Origin of the sequence: Pseudomonas sp. SWRI51 (assembly GCF_014268825.1) — a bacterium.
Classification (GTDB): Bacteria; Pseudomonadota; Gammaproteobacteria; order Pseudomonadales; family Pseudomonadaceae; genus Aquipseudomonas; species Aquipseudomonas farsensis.
Map to the genome: position 1 here is coordinate 112,709 of NZ_JABWRG010000003.1, position 23,320 is coordinate 136,028.

The window sequence follows — 23,320 nt, forward strand, 5'->3', positions numbered from 1 at the left end:
TCGGGCGTAAACTCAACAGACGTTGAAGCGCCCTGTGAGGCTAGCGAGCCAGCTACTAACTGAGCTTGCGGAGAAAACCGCCCTGATGAGGCGGTTTTTTTTTGCCCGCGATTCAACCTGCCGTTTGCTGTACGCCCTGGAATGGGCAAGCGGTCGGGCCTCTGACGCTTTGTCTATTCGAATCGACACCACCAGGACTGGGCATAAGCGCAGCCTTCGAGCACCTCGAACCCGCTGAGCACGAAGCCTAACGTGGACATGCCCGAGAGCCTTGCGTCGTACAGCGAGGGTAGCGCCTTCTCGTGCATCGGTAGGCGAGGATGGACCTCGGCAAGATTCGTGGCCCGGCCCAAGCGTTCATCCTGTACGCAGATCACTCGAACGTCAGCTTTCACGGCCCTGTATCTCTGGCGCTCCTGCAATGACAGATCGACGCCGCGGCTTCGCATCGGCGTAACAAGCATCCACATCGTATGAGCCCTCGGCTACCAACTATCAGCTTCTGCCGACTGGTGCGCATACATCAGCGCTTCATCAGCCAGCTCAAGCATTTCGGTCAAGGTATCGGGATCGACCGCATGGGCATCACGCAGCGCATAGGCGTGGTGCAGCAGCTCCCGGTGATGCTTGGTCGGCGCTCGTAGAAGTGCGTCAACGTCCTGCAGGAGGTGATACCACTGAGGGACTGAAATTAGCGCAGGTTGTTGGACGATCATGATGCACCTGAAGATAGCTGTATGCATATACAGTATTTCGAAAGCCCTCCGTTGTACAGAGGCGGGCGACCAGGTGTCAATCCTACGGTTTGGAAAATTGAGCTCGCGAAAAAAAATCGAGATAGAAAATCACTTATCCCCCTCCCGCCGACGCGCTTTTTGTGTGGAAAAAATGCAATGTCCGGGCTGAGTGAAGTGCTTGGCTAGACAAGGCCCGCCGGGGGGATCAGCAGCCGTGGTCACATTGCACGGTGTGTAGTGATTTGCAAAGGAATGACATCACTTTGCATGGCATGCCTGACGCTCTGATCGTCTGCGACGATATTCCGACTCCCGGTCTGCTTGGCCGAAAACTGGAAAAACTCGAGAGAGAGGCGATTTTCATGAAGCAGCAGAGTGCTTTTAAGCGGATCTGAGCATGAGGGTGGGTTTTGCTCCGTTCTGCTGTAGCCCAAGCGTGACAAGCCGTTCGTAGCTTTATCGGGCTCTGCCGCATTGCACGGCCTTGCACTTCTAGGGAGGGGCTCATTTGGTGTGCCGCCTTCAGTGTAGCCGGCTCACTGAGGCGATCCATTAGGCGGAATGGTTACGGCAATGTCACATAGGAAACACGAGGAAAAAAAATGGCTAGCATGTTGAGCGCTAGCCATTGTGTTGAGCTGGGCATGGCCTCGTCTCGTTAGTCCGAATCGTCTGCCTCCAAAAGGGCGGCGATTACATTTTCGATAGGGTTATACATCGGGGTTGTCCCATAGCCCCCGTCTTCTTCAAGTTCGTCAAAGCCAAACACTTCAGAATAGAAGGACGCCTTCCCAGGAGCAGCATCGAGATACACTGCTTTAAGTGGGATGGTGGTGTGCACGGTAACCGCCTTCGTGAAAGCTTCCAACATCAAGTCAGTACCCAGTCCACGCCCCTGGTGGCTTTCGTCAACACCAATCATAAAGACCTTCGCAACTGCCAGTTGCTTTGGTTGATTACCTTTGGTGGTGTTGACCCGTGATTTGTCAACAAGCGAGAAACCCATGGTCATGAAGCCGACCAACTCCATGTGCTCATTGCAAATCGCTGATGCGTGGAGGTTTTCAGATTTGACGGCACGTTTCAAATTCCCGGACGTCACATAATCATCCAACGTTTTGTCGCCACACTGGAATGACTTAGGGATTACAATTTTATCCAAGGCGTCATTTAGGTTTACCAGCGTGTACACTAGCTCGGGCTCTTTCATTTCTACTCCTTAATAGTTTTACAAGGTTTTTGTGGGCTTTCGGGTTTTCTGCGGCTTGCTGGCTTAGTTCGTGAGCTCGTGCAAACGCTTTTTCCGAAATTTCGATTATTCTATGAGACTGAATCACCGCTTCAGCTTTCTCAAAAGCTGATGCAACGATAAATGAGGTCATATCTAGTCCGGATATGGTTGCTGCTTTTCGAATCACCTCCTTAGCGAATTCAGTGGTTTTTAAATCAAGCCTTGCAGTTTTGGCACCCTGGAGTGTTTCTACTACTGAAGACATATTGTTACCCTCGTTGCGTACGTATATTGAGTGATGCGCTTCCTTCTTTTGGTTTACATCCAGCTTTGTATAAGCTGTGTGCCCTGTTGAGTAAATTTCATTCGACTCCATTCCTTTGACGGTTGCATCGTTGGTTAATTGGTTAATTGGTTAATTGGTTAATTGGTCAGGTTCAGTCGGTTAGTACGTTGGAATTCGGTACGTACGTTGACCGTACGCCAGAATAATAGCCACAGAGGCGCGCCATGTCAACGATGTACGGCTAACGTACGGTTCGTGCGAGGCTGGAGGGATGGACGGGGAGCGGCAGCTTGCTCATTGGGGGAGGCGTCGCGCTCGGATCGCGCTAGGGGAATAGACGTCTGAAAGCGGGGTTGATGACTAGTATATTTTGACAATCGTTAGGTCACCCAAGCGAAACAAAGCCGACCTTAGGAATGGCGTTGGTGGTGGACATGACTAACCTCGGTATTGAATACAGGCCGCCCGGCCGGTAACGGGGGCGATCCTGGCGGGCGCTTTGCGCGCCTCTGATCAAAAAGTGCGCAATTCTAGCGAGCACGAGGTCGCTTGACCAGCAGAAATACGACGAACGTTGTTTCCCCATCCATGGCGTTGCCCGGCGCCAGTAGGCAACGGCTGGAAACATAACCTTGCGTTTCCAAGCCTTGCTAAGCAGGGCGTTGCTGCGCACTCTCCGTCGCGTAATAAAATGCTTGTTAATGCTTATAAAACACTTATTATTTGCGGTGTGACGGCGGGCGGATGAATACGATCGACTGGTCCAGAAAGGCAGTAAAACAGCTACGCAAGATCACAAGTGGTGATCAGGTCAGAATCTACGACGCGGTCCAGGTGCTGGCGCAGATGCCGGATGTGCACAATGTCCGTGCGCTGTTAAACCATCCGCAGGGCTACCGGCTGAGGGTCGGAAATTACCGCGTTCTGTTTGACTGGGATGGAGGGGTGAAAATTGTCCACATCGAAGAGATCCGAAAACGCGATGAACACACCTACTAACGTGCAGATCATCAATGACGCCGATGGTCGCCCGGCTTTTGTCGTGTTGCCTTATGCCGATTACATCGCCAGTCGCCCCCAGCAGGATCTGGTGCCCAATGACGTTGTCGGCTACATGGTCAGAGAAGGCGCAACCGCTATCGCTGCGTGGCGCCGGCATCTTGATCTGACCCAGGCAGAGGTCGCCCTGCGCCTTGGTATTTCGCAACCTGCCTATGCTCAGCAGGAGGCCGCAGAACGTCCGCGCAAGGCTACGCGGCAGAAGATCGCCGCAGCGCTCGGTATTCCGCTGCAACTGCTCGATCTCTGAGCCATTTCTGAACGTCCGAAGAGCGCTTGACCAGCAGAAATACGACGAACGCTGCGCTATGCTTCGCGCCGTTGCGTCGGGGCCTTTTGCAGGCGCTGCGCCAATTCGAATTCTATGGCTCTATAAGGCCTTCTGCGGGAGTGGTCGATGGTTCAGGCAAGCAGTCACGCCGAGGGCGGGCAGGGGGCGACGCGGTCGTTGAGCCTGTTGGTGGCAGCTGTTGGGGTGGTGTATGGCGATATCGGTACCAGCCCGTTGTACACCCTCAAAGAGGTCTTCACCGGCGGCTACGGCGTGCCGGTCAACCACGATGGCGTGCTGGGGATCCTGTCGCTGATCCTCTGGTCGCTGCTGTGGGTGGTTTCGTTCAAGTACGTGATGTTCATCCTGCGCGCCGACAACCAGGGCGAAGGCGGCACCATGGCGCTGACGGCGCTGGCGAGGCGCGCTACTGCCGGCCACCCGAAGCTGCGCACGCTGATGGTGATTTGCGGGCTGATTGGCGCCTCGCTGTTCTACGGCGACAGCATGATCACCCCGGCGGTGTCGGTGCTGTCGGCGGTGGAGGGCATGGGGCTGGCGTTCGATGGGATCGACCATTGGGTGGTGCCGATTGCGCTGGTGGTGCTGGTGGCACTGTTTCTGGTGCAAAAGCACGGCACCGAAAAAATCGGCAAGCTGTTCGGCCCGGTCATGGTGGCGTGGTTCCTGGTGCTGGCGGCCCTTGGCGTGCACGGCATTGCCCAGAGCCCTGAGGTGCTCAAGGCGTTCAACCCTGGCTGGGCGCTGAACTTCTTCATCGTCCACCCTGGCATGGGCGTGGCCATTCTCGGCGCGGTGGTGCTGGCGTTGACTGGCGCCGAGGCGCTGTATGCCGACATGGGGCACTTTGGCCGCAAGCCGATTGCCCGCGCCTGGTTTGCCCTGGTGCTGCCGGCGTTGGTGCTGAACTACTTTGGCCAAGGCGCGATGCTGCTGCAAAACCCTGAAGCTGCGCGCAACCCGTTCTACCTGCTGGCGCCGAGCTGGGCGCTGTTGCCGCTGGTGGGGCTGGCGACCATGGCCACGGTGATCGCGTCGCAGGCGGTGATTTCCGGGGCCTTCTCCCTGACCCGCCAGGCTATCCAGCTGGGCTATATCCCGCGCATGCACATCCAGCACACTTCAAGCGACGAGCAGGGGCAGATCTACATCGGTGCAGTGAACTGGACGCTGATGGTCGGCGTGGTGTTGCTGGTGATCGGTTTCGAATCGTCCGGTGCGCTGGCGGCGGCCTATGGCGTAGCGGTTACTGGCACCATGCTGATGACCACCATCCTGGTGGCGGCGGTGATGCTGTTGCTGTGGAAGTGGCCGCCGCTGCTGGCGGTGCCGATCCTGATTGGCTTTCTGTTGGTCGACGGGCTGTTCTTTGCAGCCAACGTACCGAAGATCGTCCAGGGCGGCGCGTTCCCGGTGTTGGCCGGTGGGGTGCTGTACTTGCTGATGAGTACCTGGAAGCGCGGCAAGCAGATTCTGGTCGACCGTATCGATGAGGGCGCGCTGCCGTTGCCGGTGTTCATTGGCAGTATTCGTGTGCAGCCGCCGCACCGCGTCGAAGGCACGGCGGTGTTTCTGACTGCCCGTGCCGATGCGGTGCCCCATGCGCTGTTGCACAACATGCTGCACAACCAGGTGCTGCACAACCAGGTGGTGCTGCTGACAGTGGTCAGTGAGGATCGCCCGCGGGTGCCGGAGCATGAGCGCTTTGAGGTCGAGGCTTATGGCGACGGGTTCTTCCGGGTACTGTTGCACTTTGGCTTCATGGACGAGCCCGATGTGCCTGCCGCGCTCAAGCTCTGCCATCTGGAGGAGCTCGACTTCAGCCCCATGCGCACGACCTATTTCCTCAGCCGCGAGACAGTGATTGCATCGCGACTGGAGGGCATGTCGCGCTGGCGCGGCAACCTGTTTGCATTCTTGCTGAAGAACGCCAATGGCAACCTGCGCTTCTTCAACCTGCCGCTGAACCGGGTGATCGAGCTGGGTACGCAGGTGGAGATCTGAGGTAACCGGGGCCGAACAGCGGCCCCGGCTACATCACTTTTCGGCGACGTTGGACTTGCCTTGGCGGGTCTCGATTTCGTCGATCAGACGCTTGGCCAGGGCCGGGTAGTTCTCGTCGAAGTGGTGGCCGCCAGGCAGCTTCAGGCGCTCGCCTACCGCCGTCTTGTCGGTGCAGCCGCTTTCGTCGGTTTCTTCAACCCCATAGATGCACACCACCTTCGAGGCTGGCAGCTTGGCCATCTCCGGCCCGGTAGGGGCCTCCTGGCCTTCCTTGCCCAGCCAGCCCTCGACTTCGATCTCGAAGCTGCCACTGCGCGCAAAGGCCAGTAGCACTACTGCATCGACGCGTTTCTGGTCTTCTTCCGGCAGGCGGTTGTAGATGGCCGGCAGTACATCGGCGCCGAACGAGTAGCCGGTCAGCACGAAGCGTTTGGTACCCCATTTCTGCCGGTAGTGCTGCATCAGTTCGGACAGGTCGGCGGCGCTCTGCTCGGGGGTCTTGTGCTGCCAGTAGTAACGCAGGGTGTCGATGCCCACTACCGGGTAGCCGAGCTTGGCCATCTCGCCCGCCACGTCGCGGTCCAGGTCGCGCCAGCCGCCGTCACCGGAGAGGAACAGGGTGACCGTATCGGTAGTTTGCCCAGCCGGTACTTCAACCACCGGGATGGCCAGGGCGTTGCCGTCGTGGCCGACCAGGGCGTGGGTCAGTTGCGCCTTGAGCACCTGCGGCAGGTGGATATCGTAGTCGGCGATGCTGGTTTCGGCGTTGGCCTGATCGCGCACAAAGGCTGCGCTGGCGTCATCCGGGTTGTCGTTCCAGGCTACGTTCCAGTGGCCATGGGCTGCAGCCTTGGGCAGCGGGGCCTGGCAGCCGGGCTGCTCCAAGGTGAAGTCCACCGAAATGGCACGGGCCTGGTCATTGCCTTGCGTGGCCAGCCAGCGCCAGGCCTGGGCCGCGCCTGGGCCGATACCGGCGACGATAGAGGGCTTGTCGGCCAGTTGGGTCAGTGCCTGGTCCATGGCGGCTGCCTGCTTGGTACAGTCGGCATCCGGCAGGATCACCTGCACCAGTTGGGCTTCGCCGGCCTGGCTGAGGTCGAGCAACTGCTTGTCGCTCAGGGCCTGCTCGCGGGGCACGCCGATAGCCACCAGGGTTTTCGGGTGCACGCCTGGGGTGGCGCGGGTCAGGCTGCTGCCCTCGCTCAGGGTCAGGTGCTCAAGGCTCGGCTCAGGCGCCGGGCGGGTCCATAGCCAGAAGGCCACGGCGCCTGCCAGTACGGCCAGCAGCAGGGGAATCAGTACGTACAGCCAATAGCGTCGGATCATCAGCGTTTCACCAATCCAGTCAGGCCGCCTGCAATCAGGGCGGCGGTATCAGCCAGTGCCACCAGCGGGTCGAGCCCCGCCGGCACTGCCATGTAGCGAGGTTCCCAGTCCGGCTGGAACTTGTCCTTGAAGCGCCGCAGGCCCTGGAAGTTGTAAAGCTGTTCGCCGCGCTGGAACACCATCGAGCCCAGGCGCTGGGTCAGTGGCGCGCCCCGGCGCGGCTGCAAGCCGGAAAGCGGCACCATGCCCAGGCTGAAGCGGCCGTAGTCATGGCTTTTGTAATGCAGGATCAGGCCCACCATCATGAATTCCATGGTCAGCTTCGGGGCGTCCGGGTGGGCGCGCATCAGGTCCAGGCTGGCCAGCTCGTTGCTGTGGGTTTCCAGCAGGTTGGCGAACGCCACCGGGCGGCCCTGGAAGCGGATCAGCGCAATGCGAAAATGCTGCAGGTACTCTGGGCTGAAACGGCCGAGGGAGAAGCCTTTTTCACGCACGTTCTTGCCGCTCAGCCAGGCGTCGGAGATTTCCTTGAGCTCGGCCAGCGGGGCATGGCCGGGTTCGTGGATTTCCAGGCTCAGGCCATCGCGGCCGCCGCGGTTCCAGGTGTAGCGCAGGTCTTTCATCTCCTTGCCCTTGGCTTCGATATCGAAGCGGCGCAAGTCGACGCGTGCTTCTTCACCGAGCTTGATCGCGGTCAGGCCGATGTCCATGTAGAACGGCAGGTTCTCTGCGCGCACCTGGTAGAACACCGGGCGGGCGTGGTGCAGGTCGCACAGGTCGCGGAACTGCCAGATCATCTCGGCGCGTTCCTGGGCCGGGCCGATCGGGTCGTACAGTGCCACCAGGCTACGGCCACGCCGGGCGTACATCAGGTAGGCAGTGTCGTTGGGGTGGAACAGCAGCGCCTTGTCGCCGGTCAGGGCCAGGCCGCCGTCGGGCTGGTCCGAGGCCTGCAGAATACGGCTGGCGCGTTGCAACTCGTCGTCGGTAGGCAGGTGGATCACCGGCCGAGCGGTGCGCAGCAGCCAGGTCAAGGCGACGATCACCAGCAGCACCGCGCTGCCCAGGGTGGCGCGCAGGCCACGCGGGGCGTCGGCGTCGAGGGTGAACTGCCACCATAGGCGGTGGGTGTAGGGCACATCCTGGTAGGCGAACAGCAGCAACCATACCGAGGCGCCGATGACGCAGGCGCTGGCCACCAGGTAGACCGGTGAAAACGGCAGCTCCAGCAGGCGGCTGGGGCGGTAGAACGAACGGCGGAACAGCGCCAGCAAGGCGGCGGTGAAGCACATCATGCTGGCTTCTTCCCAGTCGAAGCCCTTCAGTAGCGACAGTACGGCGCCCACCAGTAGCAATATGGTGGTCAGTAACCACGCTGCCGACAGGCGTCGGCGCAGGCCCTGGGCCAGCAGCAGGCAGAGCACGCCGATCAGGCTGGCGCCGAAGTGCGAGGCGTCGATCAACCGATGTGGGATAAGAAAACCCATGTGTTCCAGGCGGCTGTCGATTTCCGGGGTAGCACCGGAAAACAGCAGCACCACGCCCGACAGAAACACCAGAATTGCCAGGATCGGCGCCGCAAGGCCGGAGGCTGCACGCATGGCTTGCTGGGCGAACAGCAGGCGGCGAGCTTCGTTGGCCAGCAGCAGTACGCAAGCCACCAACAGTGGCAGCACCACGTAGATCAGCCGATACAGCAGCAGGGCGGCAGCCAGCGGTGCGGCGCCAAGCTGGTTGGCGAAAGCGGCCAGCAGGATCGCCTCGAACACCCCGACGCCGCCCGGTACATGGCTTAGCACCCCAGCGGCCAGCGCCAGCAGGTAGACCAGTACGAACGCGCCGAAAGGCGGCGCCTCGGGCAGCAGCAGATAGAGCACAGTGGCAGCGGCGGCGACATCCAGCGCGGTAATCAGCAGCTGCAGCGCCGCCAGGCGACCGTTGGGCAGGCGCAGGGTGCGGCGACCGAGCTTTACCAGCAGGCTGTCCTTGAGCGGTTGCTCGGCCAGGCGGCGGCGATACAGGCCAATCACCAGCGCGGCCGTCAGCAGCAGTACCGCAACTGCGATGGCGCCCAGCAGCGTTGCCGGCAGGCGCAGCGCGGTGGCCGCAGCGGGCAGGTTGCTCAGGGTTGCCAGCGCCGCCAGGGGCGGCAGTGCGCAGCCCAGCGACAGGCTGGCGAACACCGTCATGCGCGCCACCTCGGCGGCCCCGAGGCCTTCACGGGCGTACAGGCGATAGCGCACAGAGCCCCCCGACAACATCGACAAACCAATGGCATTGCCAATGGCGAACGCACTGAAGCCGCCCAGCACCAGCGTGCGCGGCGGCAGCTTCACGTCCGCGTAGCGGGTCGCCGACCACTCATAGCCCAGCAGAATCACAAACCCGGCGACGGTCGCCAGCAGCGCGCCGGCCAGAGCGTGGCGCGGCACGCTGAGCATCGCGTCGTGCAGGGCATAGATATCCAGCTCGCTGAGCAGGTGTCGGCAAGCGACCAGGCCCATGCCGAACAAGAGCAGGGTCACGGCCAGGCCCAAGGGCTGGCGGTACTTGCTCAGCCGCTCAAGCCACGGCAGATGCTGCGCGGCCGCAGGCAGTGCTGCAGTCAGCGGAGTGTGGGTATCAGGGGTAGGGGCATTCATGGTTGACCCCGGGCGATCAGCGCGAGGTGGGGGCGAGGTGCGGCCAAGTTAAAATCCCTTTGGAAAAACGTGTCCAGATATTACTCCGGCCCGAGTGGTTAATCTGTTTCAGGATAGTTAAAGATAGTTCATCAGCTCCCCTGAATGCGGGAAACAGCGTGGATCGGGAGGGGATTTCAGAAAGGCAGAAAGCAACAAGCCCCGCCATCTTTCGAGGGCAGGGCTTGTTCTGACGATATGGTTGCGGGAGCCGGATTTGAACCGACGACCTTCGGGTTATGAGCCCGACGAGCTACCAGGCTGCTCCATCCCGCGTCAGTGGGGCGCATTCTACGGCTTTCTGAATTGGCGTCAAGCGTTAATGCTTGATTTGCCAAGTTTTTTTCCGGAAGGCATTTTGCGGGCAACAAAAAAGGCCACTGTGTGAACAGTGGCCTTTTTCTTGTATCTGGTTGCGGGAGCCGGATTTGAACCGACGACCTTCGGGTTATGAGCCCGACGAGCTACCAGGCTGCTCCATCCCGCGTCAAGGGTGCGTATTCTACGTATTGGCAGCCTGGTGTCAACAAAAAAATGCTGCGTGCGGTAAAAAACGCTGGGACGAGGTTATTCTTCGCCCATTTGCGACTGCAGGTAGTTCTCGATGCCGATCTTGTCGATCAGGCCCAGCTGGGTTTCCAGCCAGTCGATGTGCTCTTCCTCGGACTCGAGGATGTCTTCGAGCATTTCACGGGAGCCGAAGTCGCCAACGGTTTCGCAGTGGGCGATGGCAGCCTTGAGGTCGGCGTGGCCGGTTTTCTCGATTTTCAGGTCGCACTCGAGCATTTCGCGGGTGTGCTCGCCGATCAGCAGCTTGCCCAGGTCTTGCACGTTGGGCAGGCCTTCGAGGAAGAGAATACGCTTGATCAGTTTGTCAGCGTGCTTCATCTCGTCGATGGATTCTTTGTACTCGTGCTTGCCCAGCTTGTTCAGGCCCCAATCTTCATACATGCGGGCATGCAGGAAGTACTGGTTGATTGCGACCAGCTCGTTTCCGAGGATCTTGTTGAGATGCTGGATGACGCTTACGTCGCCTTTCATGGGGTCTGCCCTGTAGAAGTTGAGCCAATGAAAACAAGTTTGAGCCCGGGCACTATCTATGTCAAACCTAAGTTATTGAATAATAAGTGAAATTTAATCGGAATAAGAATGTTTTTGAACCGCGTTACAACGCTAACTTATTGAATTACAGGCATAAAAAAACCGGGCAAGGGCCCGGTTCTTCGAAATAAGGGTTTTACGCCGCGGTGAATTCAACGGGGTAGGGCAGAGCAGCCTGTTGGCTCAGTTGCAGCTCGGTGAGGGTTTCGCGCACCACTTGCTTGGCAAGGCAGGCACACTTGCCGCACTGGCTGGCCACGTTGGTGGCGGCTCGGACGTCCTTGTAGCTGCAGCATCCTTCGTAGATCGCATCGCGGATCTGTCCGTCGGTGACACCGACACATAGACACACATACATAAAGGCTGACCATCGCGGGTGGGTTCGATGGGTTGGAGAGTAATGGTAATGAGAATGCTTGTCAAAGCACTTTCTGAAAGGGGCGCGCCAGAGCGACCGGTGGTACATATTCGGCCTGTCACGCTAACCCGTGTATGATGGTCAGCCTTTATCGGGCCCGGTTGGCCGTGTGCTGCCCGGGCAAGTTTTCTAGCCTCATCCAGGAGAAATCGAATGAGCGTACTCGTTGGTAAGAAAGCCCCTGACTTCACCGTCCCTGCTGTGCTGGGCAACGGCGAAATCGTTGACAGCTTCAACCTGGCCTCGGCCATCAAAGGCAAGTACGGCCTGGTGTTCTTCTACCCGCTGGACTTCACCTTCGTATGCCCGTCCGAGCTGATCGCCCTGGACCACCGCATCCCGGACTTCCAGGCCCGCAACGTTGAAGTGATCGGCGTTTCGATCGACTCGCACTTCACCCACAACGCCTGGCGTAACACCCCGGTCAACAATGGCGGCATCGGCCAGGTCAAGTACACCCTGGCTGCCGACATGACCCACGAAATCTGCAAAGCCTACGACGTCGAGTCCGAAGGCGGCGTTGCCTTCCGTGGCGCGTTCCTGATCGACACCAACGGTGTCGTGCGTTCGCAGATCGTCAACGACCTGCCACTGGGCCGTAACATGGACGAGCTGCTGCGTCTGGTCGATGCCCTGCAGTTCCACGAAGAGCACGGCGAAGTCTGCCCTGCCAACTGGAAAAAGGGCGACAAGGGCATGAACGCTTCGCCAGAAGGCGTTGCTGCATACCTGAGCGAGAACGCCGGCAAGCTGTAATAATTGCCAGGCGCAAAAAAAAACCGGCCTTCGTGGCCGGTTTTTTTATATCCAGCTTGCAGCTCAGTCGTTGAAGTCGCGCCAGCCGCCCATCTCTTTCCAGCGGTTGACGATGCCGCAGAACAGTTCAGCGGTTTTCTCGGTGTCGTAACGCGCCGAATGCGCCTCACGGCCGTCGAAGTCGATGTCTGCGCTCTGGCACGCCCGCGCCAGGACCGTCTGGCCATAGGCAAGGCCGGCCAGGGTCGCGGTGTCGAAGCTTGAGAAGGGGTGGAACGGGTTGCGCTTGATATCGTTGCGGTTTACCGCCGCATTCAAAAAGCCCAGGTCAAAGCTGCTGTTGTGCCCGACCAGGATCGCCCGTTTGCAGCCATTGGCCTTGAGCGCCTTGCGCACCCCCCGGAAGATATCGGTAAGCGCCGCTTCTTCACTGACCGCCATGCGCAGCGGGTGGTCCAGCTTGATACCGGTGAATTCCAGTGCCGCCTGCTCGATGTTGGCCCCTTCGAACGGTTCGACCCGGAAGAAGTAGGTGTGCTCGGGGAACAGGAAGCCCTTCTCGTCCATGCCGATGGTGACGGCAGCGATTTCCAGCAGGGCGTCGGTGGCGCTGTTGAAGCCGCCGGTCTCGACATCCACCACTACCGGCAGGTAACCGCGAAAGCGTTCGGCCATCGGGTGGCGCGAGCCGCTAGTGGCTTGGCCTTCCTGTTCGTCTTCGTACAGGTCTTCGCTCACGCGTTTTCCTCCAGCAGGCGCCAGCGCAGTGTTTCACCAGCGCGCAACGGGATGATGGTGTTGTCGCCGAACGGCAGGCTGGCGGGCGCAGTCCATTCTTCGCGCACCAGGGTGATAGTGTCGGTGTTGCGCGGCAGGCCATAGAAGTCCGGGCCGTGCTTGCTGGCGAAGCCTTCGAGCTTGTCCAGCGCATTGCGCTGCTCGAACGCCTCGGCATACAGCTCGATGGCCGCAAAGGCGGTGTAGCAGCCGGCACAACCGCAGGCGTTTTCCTTGGCGTGCTGGGCGTGGGGCGCCGAGTCGGTGCCGAGGAAAAACTTCGGGCTGCCACTGGTTGCCGCGTCCAGCAGCGCCACCTGGTGGGTGTTGCGCTTGAGAATCGGCAGGCAATAGAAGTGCGGGCGGATGCCGCCCACCAGCATGTGATTACGGTTGTACAGCAGGTGCTGCGGGGTGATGGTCGCGCCGACGTTGGCCGGTGCATCCATGACGAACTGCGCGGCGTCGCTGGTGGTGATGTGTTCGAACACCACTTTGAGCGTCGGGAAGCGCTCGACCAGACGGCGCATGTGCTCGTCGATGAAACGCTTCTCGCGGTCGAACACGTCGACGTCGCTGCGTGTTACCTCACCGTGCACCAGAAGCGGCAGGCCGGTTTCGGCCAGGGCTTCGATGGCCGGGGTAATGTTGTCGATGCTGGTCACGCCCGAATCGGAGTTGGTGGTGGCGCCGGCCGGGTACATCTTGGCGGCGTACACGAAGCCGCTGGCCTTGGCCGCGCGGACATCCTCGGCGCTGGTGCGGTCGGTGAGGTACAGCACCATCAACGGCTCGAAGCGGCTGGCAGCCGGGCGGGCGGCAAGAATACGCTCGCGGTAGGCGCCTGCCTCGACGGCGTTGCGCACCGGCGGGACCAGATTGGGCATGATGATGGCGCGAGCAAAGGTGCGCGCCACGTCACCAACGGTATGTTTCAGCACAGCACCATCGCGCAGATGGATGTGCCAGTCGTCGGGACGCAGAAGGGTCAGGCGATCGGACATTGGGGTTTCCAGGCGGGTCGAACTCAGGCGCCAATCCTACCGGAAAACCCCGGCGCGAGCACGGCTATCAAGTTTTCCGCGAGCTGTCCGATAGCCTTGGGGTAAGCCGTCAGAATCTGTGGAGCCGCCCGTGCGCCAGCGTTATCTAGCCCTGTTCACCCTTGTTGCCAGCCTTCCGGCCGGGGCAATGACCTTCCAGACCCGCATGGAGAGCGTTGCCTGGAAAGTCGATGGTGATCAGTTCGAATGTCGCCTGATCCAGCCTATCGAAGGCTTCGGCAGTGGCGAGTTCGTGCGCCGCGCCGGTGAGCAGCCGACGTTCCAGTTGCGCTCGGACACCAATGTGCTGGGCGCAGGCTCCGCGACCTTGCTGGCCGCTGCGGCCCCGTGGCAGCCCGGTCGTGGCGACGTCAACCTGGGGTCGGTGCGCATGGCACGCACGGGTGTGCTGTTTACCTCAAGCCAAGGCCAGGCCAGCCGACTGATCAACGGCCTGCTCGATGGCCGCAGCACGGTCGTGCGCAACTACGCCGGTGAAGGCGGGCGGGTGATGGAAGTGCGAGTGCTGCCAATCAGCTTCGCCAAGGCTTTCAGCGACTATCAAGTGTGTGCGGCCAAGCTGCTGCCGATGAACTACGACCAGATCCGCCAAACTCAGATTGCTTTCCCAGGCACTGGCCTTGAGCTGGACAGCTCGGCGCGGGCGCGGCTGGATGTGCTGCTGGACTATCTGAAGGCCGACCCGTCGGTCAACCACATCGAGCTCGACGGCCACTCCGACAGCAGCGGCAACCGCCTCACCAACCGCGACAACTCGCGGCGCCGGGCACTGGCCGTTGCGGACTATCTCAAGGCCCATGGCGTACCTGAGGAGCAGATCACCGTACGTTTCCACGGTGAACGCTACCCGCTGGTCAAGAACAACAGCGCCGCCAACCGCGCGCGCAATCGGCGGGTGAACATTCAGCTGGATCGCGTTACACCGGTTGAAAAACCCGTGGAAAAAACCCAGGCGCCTGTAGCTCCGGCTGCCGCCCCCGCCGCCCCCGCACCCGCTCCGGCAGCACCAGCCCCAGCGAAGAAGGCCTGAGCGCGACCGTTGGTCGCACAGACGAAAGTTCTTGTCGCTTTGCCGTCAGAAGCTGTCGCCCCACTGTAAATTTTCCGGCAAGGCCGTTAGAATCGACGGCTTTCCGTACAACCCCGTGGAGTGATGGCATGGCGGACGTAAATAAGGTCGTACTGGCGTATTCCGGCGGCCTTGATACTTCGGTGATTCTCAAGTGGCTGCAGGACACCTATAACTGTGAAGTGGTGACCTTCACCGCTGACCTGGGCCAGGGCGAAGAGGTAGAGCCTGCTCGCGCCAAGGCGCAGGCAATGGGCGTTAAAGAAATCTACATCGACGATCTGCGCGAAGAGTTCGTGCGTGATTTCGTGTTCCCGATGTTCCGCGCCAACACCGTGTATGAAGGCGAGTACCTGCTGGGTACGTCCATCGCCCGCCCGCTGATCGCCAAGCGCCTGATCGAGATCGCCAACGAAACCGGCGCCGATGCCATTTCCCATGGTGCTACCGGCAAGGGTAACGACCAGGTGCGTTTCGAGCTGGGTGCCTACGCACTCAAGCCTGGCGTCAAGGTCATCGCCCCATGGCGTGAATGGGACCTGCTGTCGCGCGAGAAGCTGATGGACTACGCCGAGAAGCACGGTATCCCGATCGAGCGCCACGGCAAGAAGAAATCGCCGTACTCGATGGATGCCAACCTGCTGCACATCTCTTATGAAGGCGGCGTCCTGGAAGACACCTGGACCGAGCACGAAGAAGACATGTGGCGTTGGAGCGTCTCCCCGGAGAATGCCCCGGACCAGGCGACCTACATCGAGCTGACCTATCGCAATGGTGACATCGTCGCCATCGACGGCGTCGAGAAGACCCCGGCCACCGTGCTGGCCGACCTCAACCGCATCGGTGGCGCCAACGGCATCGGCCGTCTGGATATCGTCGAAAACCGCTACGTCGGCATGAAGTCGCGCGGCTGCTACGAGACCCCGGGTGGCACCATCATGCTCAAGGCGCACCGCGCCATCGAGTCGATCACCCTGGACCGCGAAGTGGCTCACCTCAAAGACGAGTTGATGCCCAAGTACGCCAGCCTGATCTACACCGGTTACTGGTGGAGCCCTGAGCGCCTGATGCTGCAGCAGATGATCGACGCTTCGCAGGTCAACGTGAACGGCGTGGTTCGCCTGAAGCTGTACAAAGGCAACGTCGTGGTTGTCGGCCGCCAGTCTGACGACTCGCTGTTCGACGCCAATATCGCCACCTTCGAAGAAGATGGCGGCGCCTACAACCAGGCTGATGCTGCTGGCTTCATCAAGCTCAACGCACTGCGCATGCGCATCGCGGCCAACAAAGGCCGCTCCATGCTGTAAGCGCGTCTGCTTGCGGCAGCAAAGACCCGGCCCAGGCCGGGTTTTTTGTTTTCAGGCAGCGCCTAGGGCATGGCTTCATCGGCCATCGGCCCGACGGTTAGCTGCACCGTAATGCGATTGTCGAGGTCATGCAGGGTCCAGCTGCGCGGCGCAGAATACTTGCGCTCAAGCACGTCGTGAAAGTGTCTCTGAAGGTTTGCCCGGCTCTGTGGCCCGGACAAGGCGATGATCATCGGTGTGCTGTCTGTGGCCACAGGCGTAAACAGAGCGGTTGCAAGGGGGGGCGGCTCGCTGGCGGCTGGCGGTGCTGCCGGTGCTGCCGGTGGAGAGTCCTGCGGCGCGGGCGCTTGCTCTGCAGTGTCATCTTGGCTACGAGGGGCGAACAATGTTCCGTTGTTGAAATTGAGCGTGAGGAAGAACAGCACGGTCAGGAAGAACGGAAAACCGACCAGAAACCATGTGTAGATCCCTTGGCTCGATTCGCTTAGAAACGGTAGCGACGCCAACGCCGAGGCTTCGATGACGCCTGCAAAGACTGCGATGAGGCTCAAGGGGCTCAGTGATTGCTGCTTCATGATCAGATCCACCTGTGTTTTAGCCATCAGTAACGCTTTGCATTTCAGTTGCCTAGTGCGCTTCTTTCCCTCCCGTTCAGGGATTGCACCTGAACCGACGAGATCCCCCTCCCTCGGTCGACATTTCTGTCATCCGCGGTGCTGTTTCCACGCTTTTTTAGGCGTGGCCTGGCCTGCTAGGTTGGGTTGCCTGGTAGGCCGGGCAGATAGCGGGCACTGAATTAAAGGTTTGCGCGTAGGACGTTTCTCTAAATCGCGTAGGCCTGTTCTTTCTCTGTAGGTTCAGGGGGAATCGCTACTTATCCAGAGGTGATGCTCGGGTAAGGTTAGTGGTCGAAATCAAACAACGAATCAATGGGTAACCCATGAACAAAGTGCTGATCGTGGATGATCATCCGGTCATTCGCCTCGCGGTGCGCATGCTGATGGAACGCCATGGCTATGACGTAGTGGCAGAGACCGACAACGGCGTCGACGCATTGCAACTCACTCGCGAGCACCTGCCGGACATCGTCGTCCTGGATATCGGGATCCCCAAGCTCGATGGGCTGGAGGTAGTGGCGCGCATGGCGCTGGCCAACCCGTGCAGCAAAGTGCTGGTACTCACCTCGCAGGCGCCTGGGCATTTTTCCATGCGTTGCATGCAGGCGGGGGCTGCGGGCTATGTCTGCAAGCAGCAGGAGCTCACCGAGTTGCTCAGCGCCATCAAGGCGGTGCTGTCGGGCTACAGCTACTTCCCTAACCAGGCGCTGCAGAAAGGCCGCTCGGTGACCAGTTCGGGCACCGAGGCGGAGATGGTCGGGCGCCTTTCAGGGCGCGAAATGATGGTGTTGCAACAGTTGGCCAAGGGCAGGAGCAACAAGGAAATCGCCGACTGCATGTTTCTGAGCAACAAGACAGTGAGTACCTACAAGACGCGGTTGCTGGCCAAACTCAATGCCCGCTCGTTGGTCGATCTGATAGAGCTGGCGCAGCGTAACGGGCTGATTTGACCATGCGCAAAACGCCTCCTGAAGGAGGCTTTTCAGGTGCGGTTACAGGTCGTAGTCGAAGTCGGCCAACTGCCGCTGCAGGCGGCGCTCCTCGAGCAGGTTGTCGATGGTGCGGCGCTTGCTGAGGTTGGTCTTGGCGGGCTCGATCCGAGGCTCTACGTCTTCCTCTGTGATGGGAAAATCGTCATCGACAACCAGGTCTTCTTTATCGGTGCTCATGCGTCAGGTCACTCCCAGCCAAAGGGCCATTGGCCGTCCTTATAACGGGATTCGCGAAGCCGGTAAAAAAGATTTTTTCAATCGAAATGGGCGTTGTTTTCTATTGCTTCAATCGTCAGAGGTCTTCTGCTTGTATTCGCACAGGTCTTCGATGCGACAACTGCCGCAGCGTGGCTTGCGGGCCTGGCAAACATAGCGCCCGTGCAGAATCAACCAGTGGTGCGCATCGAGCAGGTAGTCCTTTGGGACGAACTTGAGCAGCTTCTTTTCAACCTCCACCACCGTCTTGCCCGGTGCGATGCCGGTGCGGTTGCTGACGCGGAAGATATGCGTATCGACGGCCATGGTCAGTTGGCGGAAAGCGGTATTGAGCACCACGTTGGCGGTCTTGCGGCCAACGCCCGGCAGTGCCTCCAGCGCCTCACGCGACTCGGGAACCTCGCCGCCATGCAACTCGACCAGCAGGCGGCAGGTCTCGATGACGTTCTTGGCCTTGCTGTTGTAGAGCCCGATGGTCTTGATGTACTCACTCAAACCTTCAACGCCAAGAGCGTGAATGGCCTCGGGGGTATTGGCGACAGGGTACAGGCGTGCGGTGGCCTTGTTGACCCCCACGTCGGTGGACTGGGCCGAGAGAATCACCGCGATCAGCAATTCGAAGGGCGTGGTGTAGGCCAGTTCGGTTTTCGGCTCAGGGTTGTCTTCATGCAGCCTGCGGAAGATCTCCAGGCGTTTTGCGGCATTCATGGGGCCAAAGGGTTCCTTGATGGCATTGCAGATACAATTGCCCCGGCCAGTGGCCGGGGCAGGGGGCTTACTTGATGCGCTGGCCTGGCTTGGCGCCGCTGTCAGGGCTCAGCAGGTAGATCTCTTCACCGCCGGGGCCGGCAGCCATCACCATGCCTTCAGACACGCCAAAGCGCATCTTGCGGGGCTTGAGGTTGGCAACCATCATGGTCAGGCGGCCTTCGAGCTTGCTTGGGTCCGGGTAGGCCGATTTGATGCCCGAGAACACGTTGCGCCGCTCATCACCGATGTCCAGGGTGAGCTGCAACAGCTTGTCGGCGCCAGGCACTGCCTCGGCCTTGACGATAAGCGCTACGCGCAGGTCGACGGCGGCAAATGTATCGAACTCGATCTCGGCCGACAGCGGGTCTTTGGCCAGCTCGCCGTTACCTGCCGGCGCTGCAGCTTCTGCAGCCAGCAGGTCTTCCTTGCTGGCAGCGACCATGGCTTCGACCTTGGCCAGCTCGATACGGCTCATCAGCGCCTTGAACGGGTTCAGCTGGTGGTTTTCCAGGCGGCTCAGGTGGTCGTTCCAGGCCAGCGGGGCGACATTCAGGAATGCCTCGGCGTCGGCGGCCAGCACCGGCAGTACCGGTTTGAGGAAGATCACCAACTGGCGGAACAGGTTGATGCCCTGGGCGCAGATGGCCTGCACCTCGTCCTGCTTGCCTTCCTGCTTGGCCAGCGACCACGGTGCCTTGTCCGCGATCCAGGCGTTGGCGCGGTCGGCCAGGGCCATGATTTCGCGCATGGCGCGGCCAAAGTCGCGGCCTTCATAGGCGTCGGCAATGGACGGCGCGGCGGCGATGAAGGCCTCGGTCAGCTCTGGCGCGGCGTCACCGGCAACCATGACGCCGTCGTTGCCCTTGTGGATGAAGCCTGCACAGCGGCTGGCGATGTTGACCACCTTGCCGACCAGGTCCGAGTTGACCTTTTGCACGAAGTCTTCGAGGTTCAGGTCCAGGTCATCGACGCCACGGCCCAGCTTGGCTGCGTAGTAGTAGCGCAGGTATTCAGGCTGCAGGTGGTCCAGGTAGGTGCGCGCCTTGATGAAGGTGCCGCGCGACTTGGACATTTTCGCGCCATTGACGGTCAGGTAGCCATGCACGTTGACTGCGGTGGGTTTGCGCAGGCCTGCCCCTTCGAGCATGGCAGGCCAGAACAGGGCATGGAAGTTGACGATGTCCTTGCCGATGAAGTGGTACAGCTCGGCCTTGGAGTCTTTGTTCCAGAATGCGTCGAAGTCCAGTTCCGGGCGGCGTGCGCAGAGGTTCTTGAAGCTGGCCATGTAGCCAATCGGCGCGTCCAGCCAGACATAGAAATACTTGCCAGGCTCGCCGGGGATCTCGAAACCGAAATAAGGCGCGTCGCGGGAGATATCCCACTCCTGCAAGCCCGAGTCGAGCCATTCAGCCAGCTTGTTGGCCACTGCGTCCTGCAGCGTGCCGCTGCGGGTCCACTGCTGCAGCATGGCCTGGAAGTCCGGCAGCTTGAAGAAGAAGTGCTGGGAGTCGCGCAGCACGGGGGTGGCGCCGGAGATTGCCGATTTCGGGTCTTTCAGCTCGGTCGGTGCGTAGGTAGCGCCGCACTTTTCGCAGTTGTCGCCGTACTGGTCTTCGGCTGCGCATTTCGGGCAGGTGCCCTTGATGAAACGGTCGGCCAGAAACATGCCCTTTTCAGGGTCGAAGTACTGCGTCACCGAACGGGTGGCAATGTGGCCGGCATCGCGCAGGCGGCCGTAGATCATGCTCGACAGTTCGCGGTTCTCGTCGCTGTGCGTCGAGTGGAAATTGTCGAAGTCGACCAGAAAATCGGCAAAGTCGCCGGCGTGCTCGGCCTGGACGTTGGCAATCAGTTGCTCTGGCGTGATGCCCTCTTTTTCGGCACGCAGCATGATTGCCGAGCCGTGGGCGTCGTCGGCGCAGACATAGATGCACTGGTTGCCGCGCAGTTTCTGGAAGCGCACCCACATGTCCGTCTGGATGTACTCAAGCATATGGCCAAGGTGGATCGACCCATTGGCATAGGGCAGGGCGCTGGTAACGAGAATCTGGCGTGGCTCGGACATGGTGGCTCGGCTACTTATCTGGCGACGGGGTAAAGATTGGGTGATCGGCCACTATAAAGGCCCGGCGAATATATTTCACCCCGCGAACGCATCTGCTGACGATTGACGGGTTAGCATAGGCGCCTGTTTTGTATTCAGTTTGCCAATGGGAGTGTCCATGAGTGCCGTCACCCGTGCCGCCATCGAAGGCGTGCTTCGCCAGTACACCGACCCCTACCTGAACCAGGACCCGGTCAGCGCCGGCTGCGTGCAGGCCATCGACATTCAGGGCGGGCAGGTCAGCGTGCAGTTGCAGCTCGGCTACGCTGCCGGGCTGTTCAAGGGCGGTTGGGCCCAGGTGCTGGAGACGGCCATCGGCAACCTTGACGGGGTGACCTCGGCGAAGGTCGCCATCGACACCCGCATTGCCGCGCACAAGGCCCAGGCCCAGGTGCCGGCGCTGGCCAACGTGAAGAACATCATTGCCGTGGCGTCGGGCAAAGGCGGGGTCGGCAAGTCGACGACAGCGGCCAACCTGGCGCTGGCGCTGGCCCGTGAAGGCGCGCGCGTGGGCATTCTCGATGCCGACATCTACGGCCCAAGCCAGGGTGTGATGTTTGGTATTGCCGAAGGCACCCGCCCGCAGATCCGCGACCAGAAGTGGTTTGTACCGATCAAGGCCCATGGCGTCGAAGTGATGTCCATGGCGTTTCTGACTGACGACAACACGCCGATGGTCTGGCGCGGCCCGATGGTGTCCGGCGCGCTGCTGCAACTGGTCACCCAGACGGCCTGGGACGACCTCGATTACCTGGTGATCGACATGCCGCCAGGCACCGGCGACATCCAGCTGACCCTGGCGCAGAAAGTGCCGGTGGCCGGTTCCGTAATCGTCACCACACCGCAGGACCTGGCGCTACTCGATGCCCGAAAAGGCGTGGAGATGTTCCGCAAGGTAAACATCCCGGTGTTGGGTGTAGTGGAAAACATGGCCGTGCACATCTGCTCCAACTGCGGCCATGCCGAACACCTGTTCGGTGAGGGTGGCGGTGAGAAGCTGGCGGCGCAGTATGGTGTCGAGCTGCTGGCCTCGCTGCCGCTGTCGATGCTGATTCGCGAGCAGGCCGATAACGGCAAGCCTACGGCGATTGCCGAGCCAGAAAGCCAGATCGCCATGGTTTATCAGGAGCTGGCCCGCCAGGTGGGCGCGCGCATCGTGTTGCAAGAAGCTGCTGCGCCAGCCATGCCGAATATCACCATCAGCGAAGACTGAAAACCAAACCGAGTGGGCGAAGCGCTGCAGGCGCTGCGCCCATACAGCCTGCACGCCTTTGTTACAGGCATAAAAAAACCCGCCAGAGGCGGGTTTTTTTGAAAGCTAGGAAGCTAACGCGGCTTAGCCGAGTTGAACTTCTTCAGCCTGCATGCCTTTCTGGCCGCGGGTAGCGACGAAAGTAACAGCCTGGCCTTCTTTCAGGGTTTTGAAGCCATCAGCTTGGATAGCTTTGAAGTGCACGAACAGATCGTCGCCCGACTGAGGGGTGATGAAGCCGTAGCCTTTCTCGTCGTTGAACCACTTAACGGTACCGTTTTGACGGTTGGACATTTTTCTGTCTCCTTGGACAAAGTTGATGGCGGCAAGAGAAAAACCTCAAGCCGAGACTGAGTGCAAAGGAGCAGAAGTTGTCGTGGAGATGGGCCGATCGTAAATCGTGCATCAGAACAGGTCTTCGGTGTCGCGTGCAGCACAGTGGGCGTAACCTTAACCCACTTTCCCGAGCCTGCCAATAACCCAATCCATGTTTGTCGCAAATCGGATCGACGGTGGCTGGAGGCCACGTCTGACGCGGATTGCAGCGAGGTGGAGGATGTGACTTTGCCGCAGCCGCCGGGACCGGTAAGATGTGCATCACGTTTTTTTTCACCTTTGCACTCTCAGGACACCCCCCGCCATGAGCATCAAATCGGACAAGTGGATTCGCCGCATGGCGCAGGAACACGGCATGATCGAACCGTTCGTCGAGCGCCAGGTGCGCGGCGAGCAGGACAGCCGGGTCATCTCGTTCGGCGTTTCGAGCTACGGCTACGACGTGCGTTGCGCCGATGAATTCAAGGTGTTCACCAACATCAACTCGGCCACTGTCGACCCGAAGAACTTCGACGCTGGCAGCTTCGTCGATATCAAAAGCGACGTGTGCATCATTCCGCCCAACTCGTTCGCCCTGGCCCGCACCGTCGAGTATTTCCGCATTCCGCGTGATGTGCTGACCATCTGCCTGGGCAAGAGCACCTACGCGCGTTGCGGCATCATCGTCAACGTCACCCCGCTCGAGCCTGAATGGGAAGGCCACGTGACCCTGGAATTCTCCAACACCACCACCCTGCCGGCGAAGATCTACGCCAACGAGGGCGTGGCGCAGATGCTGTTCCTGCAGTCCGACGAAGAATGCGAAGTTTCGTACAAGGATCGCGGTGGCAAGTACCAGGGCCAGCGTGGTGTCACCCTGCCACGTACCTGAGCCGACCAGTTGCGGGGAATTGTTTGCTGGCAACGCACTCCAACGATTGAACAGTCCTGACGCACATGACGTGC

23 protein-coding genes and 2 tRNA genes are annotated in these 23,320 nt (G+C 60.3%); 9 read left to right on the forward strand and 16 right to left on the reverse strand.

Annotated features, from left to right (window positions below):
• Positions 1–485: 485 nt before the first annotated feature.
• From HU720_RS02125 to HU720_RS02135, 3 genes are all read right to left on the reverse strand, one after another.
• Entirely contained in the window at positions 486–716 is a 231-nt protein-coding gene (locus HU720_RS02125; protein ID WP_186516904.1) for a hypothetical protein, read from the reverse strand.
• 679 nt (positions 717–1,395) lie between these two features.
• Positions 1,396–1,947 (reverse strand): GNAT family N-acetyltransferase, encoded by a 552-nt coding sequence (locus HU720_RS02130; protein WP_186516906.1) that lies wholly within the window; start codon positions 1,945–1,947, stop codon positions 1,396–1,398.
• The gene (locus HU720_RS02135; protein WP_238337595.1) at positions 1,904–2,344 is read right to left on the reverse strand and encodes a DUF1778 domain-containing protein; all 441 of its coding nucleotides are present in this window, start codon (positions 2,342–2,344) and stop codon (positions 1,904–1,906) included. The genes HU720_RS02130 and HU720_RS02135 overlap by 44 nt, the downstream gene beginning before the upstream one ends.
• Positions 2,345–2,998: 654 nt before the next feature.
• On the opposite strand from HU720_RS02135, the gene HU720_RS02140 reads away from it, so the two are divergent.
• The 3 genes from HU720_RS02140 to HU720_RS02150 all read left to right on the forward strand — a co-directional run bounded on the left by HU720_RS02140 (position 2,999) and on the right by HU720_RS02150 (position 5,609).
• The gene (locus HU720_RS02140) at positions 2,999–3,253 is read left to right on the forward strand and encodes a type II toxin-antitoxin system RelE/ParE family toxin (RefSeq protein WP_186516908.1); all 255 of its coding nucleotides are present in this window, start codon (positions 2,999–3,001) and stop codon (positions 3,251–3,253) included.
• Positions 3,237–3,563 (forward strand): helix-turn-helix transcriptional regulator, encoded by a 327-nt coding sequence (locus tag HU720_RS02145; RefSeq protein WP_186516990.1) that lies wholly within the window; start codon positions 3,237–3,239, stop codon positions 3,561–3,563. Before HU720_RS02140 ends, HU720_RS02145 begins: the two co-directional genes overlap by 17 nt.
• Before the next feature lie 147 nt (positions 3,564–3,710).
• Positions 3,711–5,609 (forward strand): potassium transporter Kup, encoded by a 1,899-nt coding sequence (locus HU720_RS02150; protein ID WP_186516910.1) that lies wholly within the window; start codon positions 3,711–3,713, stop codon positions 5,607–5,609.
• Between the two features lie 33 nt (positions 5,610–5,642).
• On the opposite strand, the gene HU720_RS02155 is transcribed toward HU720_RS02150, so the two are convergent.
• The 6 genes from HU720_RS02155 to HU720_RS02180 all read right to left on the reverse strand — a co-directional run bounded on the left by HU720_RS02155 (position 5,643) and on the right by HU720_RS02180 (position 11,075).
• Positions 5,643–6,935, reverse strand: coding sequence for a virulence factor family protein (locus HU720_RS02155; protein ID WP_186516912.1), 1,293 nt, complete (start codon positions 6,933–6,935; stop codon positions 5,643–5,645).
• Positions 6,935–9,577: a bifunctional lysylphosphatidylglycerol flippase/synthetase MprF gene (gene mprF, locus HU720_RS02160; protein WP_186516914.1), complete on the reverse strand. Its 2,643-nt coding sequence runs from the start codon at positions 9,575–9,577 to the stop codon at positions 6,935–6,937. The genes HU720_RS02155 and mprF overlap by 1 nt, the downstream gene beginning before the upstream one ends.
• 238 nt (positions 9,578–9,815) lie before the next feature.
• A tRNA-Met gene (locus HU720_RS02165) sits at positions 9,816–9,892 on the reverse strand.
• Between the two features lie 134 nt (positions 9,893–10,026).
• Positions 10,027–10,103: transfer RNA gene (locus HU720_RS02170), tRNA-Met, on the reverse strand.
• Positions 10,104–10,183: 80 nt separating this feature from the next.
• Complete coding sequence (bfr, locus tag HU720_RS02175) at positions 10,184–10,657, reverse strand: bacterioferritin (protein WP_186516916.1); 474 nt, start codon at positions 10,655–10,657, stop codon at positions 10,184–10,186.
• A 196-nt stretch (positions 10,658–10,853) separates the two neighbouring features.
• On the reverse strand, positions 10,854–11,075 hold the full coding sequence (locus HU720_RS02180; RefSeq protein ID WP_186516918.1) for a bacterioferritin-associated ferredoxin: 222 nt from the start codon (positions 11,073–11,075) through the stop codon (positions 10,854–10,856).
• Positions 11,076–11,288: 213 nt separating this feature from the next.
• Here HU720_RS02180 and HU720_RS02185 point away from each other — a divergent pair, with 213 nt between their 5' ends.
• Positions 11,289–11,891 (forward strand): peroxiredoxin, encoded by a 603-nt coding sequence (locus HU720_RS02185; protein ID WP_009684560.1) that lies wholly within the window; start codon positions 11,289–11,291, stop codon positions 11,889–11,891.
• Positions 11,892–11,954: 63 nt separating this feature from the next.
• Here HU720_RS02185 and rnt read toward each other — a convergent pair whose 3' ends face one another.
• Together rnt and pyrC are read right to left on the reverse strand one after the other, a co-directional pair.
• Entirely contained in the window at positions 11,955–12,629 is a 675-nt protein-coding gene (gene rnt, locus HU720_RS02190; RefSeq protein WP_186516920.1) for a ribonuclease T, read from the reverse strand.
• On the reverse strand, positions 12,626–13,672 hold the full coding sequence (gene pyrC, locus HU720_RS02195) for a dihydroorotase (RefSeq protein WP_186516922.1): 1,047 nt from the start codon (positions 13,670–13,672) through the stop codon (positions 12,626–12,628). Before pyrC ends, rnt begins: the two co-directional genes overlap by 4 nt.
• A 130-nt stretch (positions 13,673–13,802) precedes the next feature.
• On the opposite strand from pyrC, the gene HU720_RS02200 reads away from it, so the two are divergent.
• Both HU720_RS02200 and HU720_RS02205 read left to right on the forward strand, forming a co-directional pair.
• Positions 13,803–14,762 (forward strand): OmpA family protein, encoded by a 960-nt coding sequence (locus HU720_RS02200; protein WP_186516924.1) that lies wholly within the window; start codon positions 13,803–13,805, stop codon positions 14,760–14,762.
• Between the two features lie 128 nt (positions 14,763–14,890).
• Positions 14,891–16,108 carry an argininosuccinate synthase gene (locus tag HU720_RS02205; RefSeq protein WP_186516926.1) on the forward strand — a complete coding sequence of 406 codons (1,218 nt, stop codon included), beginning with the start codon at positions 14,891–14,893 and terminating at the stop codon, positions 16,106–16,108.
• Positions 16,109–16,170: 62 nt separating this feature from the next.
• Here HU720_RS02205 and HU720_RS24155 read toward each other — a convergent pair whose 3' ends face one another.
• Entirely contained in the window at positions 16,171–16,686 is a 516-nt protein-coding gene (locus HU720_RS24155) for a hypothetical protein (RefSeq protein WP_346656548.1), read from the reverse strand.
• A gap of 362 nt (positions 16,687–17,048) precedes the next feature.
• Between HU720_RS24155 and HU720_RS02215 the strand changes: the two genes are divergently transcribed.
• Positions 17,049–17,675, forward strand: coding sequence for a response regulator transcription factor (locus HU720_RS02215; protein ID WP_186516929.1), 627 nt, complete (start codon positions 17,049–17,051; stop codon positions 17,673–17,675).
• Between the two features lie 42 nt (positions 17,676–17,717).
• Here HU720_RS02215 and HU720_RS02220 read toward each other — a convergent pair whose 3' ends face one another.
• From HU720_RS02220 to metG, 3 genes are all read right to left on the reverse strand, one after another.
• Positions 17,718–17,894, reverse strand: a complete 177-nt coding sequence (locus HU720_RS02220; protein ID WP_186516931.1) for a hypothetical protein — start codon at positions 17,892–17,894, stop codon at positions 17,718–17,720.
• 108 nt (positions 17,895–18,002) lie between these two features.
• Positions 18,003–18,641, reverse strand: a complete 639-nt coding sequence (gene nth / locus HU720_RS02225; protein ID WP_186516933.1) for an endonuclease III — start codon at positions 18,639–18,641, stop codon at positions 18,003–18,005.
• A 67-nt stretch (positions 18,642–18,708) separates the two neighbouring features.
• Positions 18,709–20,748, reverse strand: a complete 2,040-nt coding sequence (metG, locus tag HU720_RS02230) for a methionine--tRNA ligase (RefSeq protein WP_186516935.1) — start codon at positions 20,746–20,748, stop codon at positions 18,709–18,711.
• A gap of 157 nt (positions 20,749–20,905) precedes the next feature.
• Between metG and apbC the strand changes: the two genes are divergently transcribed.
• Positions 20,906–22,000: an iron-sulfur cluster carrier protein ApbC gene (gene apbC / locus HU720_RS02235; protein ID WP_186516937.1), complete on the forward strand. Its 1,095-nt coding sequence runs from the start codon at positions 20,906–20,908 to the stop codon at positions 21,998–22,000.
• 123 nt (positions 22,001–22,123) lie between these two features.
• On the opposite strand, the gene HU720_RS02240 is transcribed toward apbC, so the two are convergent.
• Complete coding sequence (locus HU720_RS02240) at positions 22,124–22,333, reverse strand: cold-shock protein (RefSeq protein ID WP_101321828.1); 210 nt, start codon at positions 22,331–22,333, stop codon at positions 22,124–22,126.
• Positions 22,334–22,679: 346 nt separating this feature from the next.
• On the opposite strand from HU720_RS02240, the gene dcd reads away from it, so the two are divergent.
• A complete protein-coding gene (gene dcd / locus HU720_RS02245) occupies positions 22,680–23,246 on the forward strand; it encodes a dCTP deaminase (RefSeq protein WP_003258001.1) in 567 nt (188 codons plus the stop codon).
• Positions 23,247–23,320: the final 74 nt, after the last annotated feature.

Excerpts from the sequence above, each read along its gene's own strand:
- mprF (WP_186516914.1), bottom strand. The coding sequence starts at position 9,577 with ATGAATGCCCCTACCCCTGATACCCACACTCCGCTGACTGCAGCACTG.
- HU720_RS02240 (WP_101321828.1), bottom strand. The coding sequence starts at position 22,333 with ATGTCCAACCGTCAAAACGGTACCGTTAAGTGGTTCAACGACGAGAAA.
- apbC (WP_186516937.1), top strand. The coding sequence starts at position 20,906 with ATGAGTGCCGTCACCCGTGCCGCCATCGAAGGCGTGCTTCGCCAGTAC.
- HU720_RS02180 (WP_186516918.1), bottom strand. The coding sequence starts at position 11,075 with ATGTATGTGTGTCTATGTGTCGGTGTCACCGACGGACAGATCCGCGAT.
- HU720_RS02130 (WP_186516906.1), bottom strand. The coding sequence starts at position 1,947 with ATGAAAGAGCCCGAGCTAGTGTACACGCTGGTAAACCTAAATGACGCC.
- metG (WP_186516935.1), bottom strand. The coding sequence starts at position 20,748 with ATGTCCGAGCCACGCCAGATTCTCGTTACCAGCGCCCTGCCCTATGCC.
- HU720_RS02220 (WP_186516931.1), bottom strand. The coding sequence starts at position 17,894 with ATGAGCACCGATAAAGAAGACCTGGTTGTCGATGACGATTTTCCCATC.
- pyrC (WP_186516922.1), bottom strand. The coding sequence starts at position 13,672 with ATGTCCGATCGCCTGACCCTTCTGCGTCCCGACGACTGGCACATCCAT.
- HU720_RS02205 (WP_186516926.1), top strand. The coding sequence starts at position 14,891 with ATGGCGGACGTAAATAAGGTCGTACTGGCGTATTCCGGCGGCCTTGAT.
- HU720_RS02135 (WP_238337595.1), bottom strand. The coding sequence starts at position 2,344 with ATGGAGTCGAATGAAATTTACTCAACAGGGCACACAGCTTATACAAAG.
- bfr (WP_186516916.1), bottom strand. The coding sequence starts at position 10,657 with ATGAAAGGCGACGTAAGCGTCATCCAGCATCTCAACAAGATCCTCGGA.
- HU720_RS02150 (WP_186516910.1), top strand. The coding sequence starts at position 3,711 with ATGGTTCAGGCAAGCAGTCACGCCGAGGGCGGGCAGGGGGCGACGCGG.
- nth (WP_186516933.1), bottom strand. The coding sequence starts at position 18,641 with ATGAATGCCGCAAAACGCCTGGAGATCTTCCGCAGGCTGCATGAAGAC.
- HU720_RS02155 (WP_186516912.1), bottom strand. The coding sequence starts at position 6,935 with ATGATCCGACGCTATTGGCTGTACGTACTGATTCCCCTGCTGCTGGCC.
- HU720_RS02125 (WP_186516904.1), bottom strand. The coding sequence starts at position 716 with ATGATCGTCCAACAACCTGCGCTAATTTCAGTCCCTCAGTGGTATCAC.
- HU720_RS02140 (WP_186516908.1), top strand. The coding sequence starts at position 2,999 with ATGAATACGATCGACTGGTCCAGAAAGGCAGTAAAACAGCTACGCAAG.
- dcd (WP_003258001.1), top strand. The coding sequence starts at position 22,680 with ATGAGCATCAAATCGGACAAGTGGATTCGCCGCATGGCGCAGGAACAC.
- HU720_RS02185 (WP_009684560.1), top strand. The coding sequence starts at position 11,289 with ATGAGCGTACTCGTTGGTAAGAAAGCCCCTGACTTCACCGTCCCTGCT.
- HU720_RS02215 (WP_186516929.1), top strand. The coding sequence starts at position 17,049 with ATGAACAAAGTGCTGATCGTGGATGATCATCCGGTCATTCGCCTCGCG.
- HU720_RS02145 (WP_186516990.1), top strand. The coding sequence starts at position 3,237 with ATGAACACACCTACTAACGTGCAGATCATCAATGACGCCGATGGTCGC.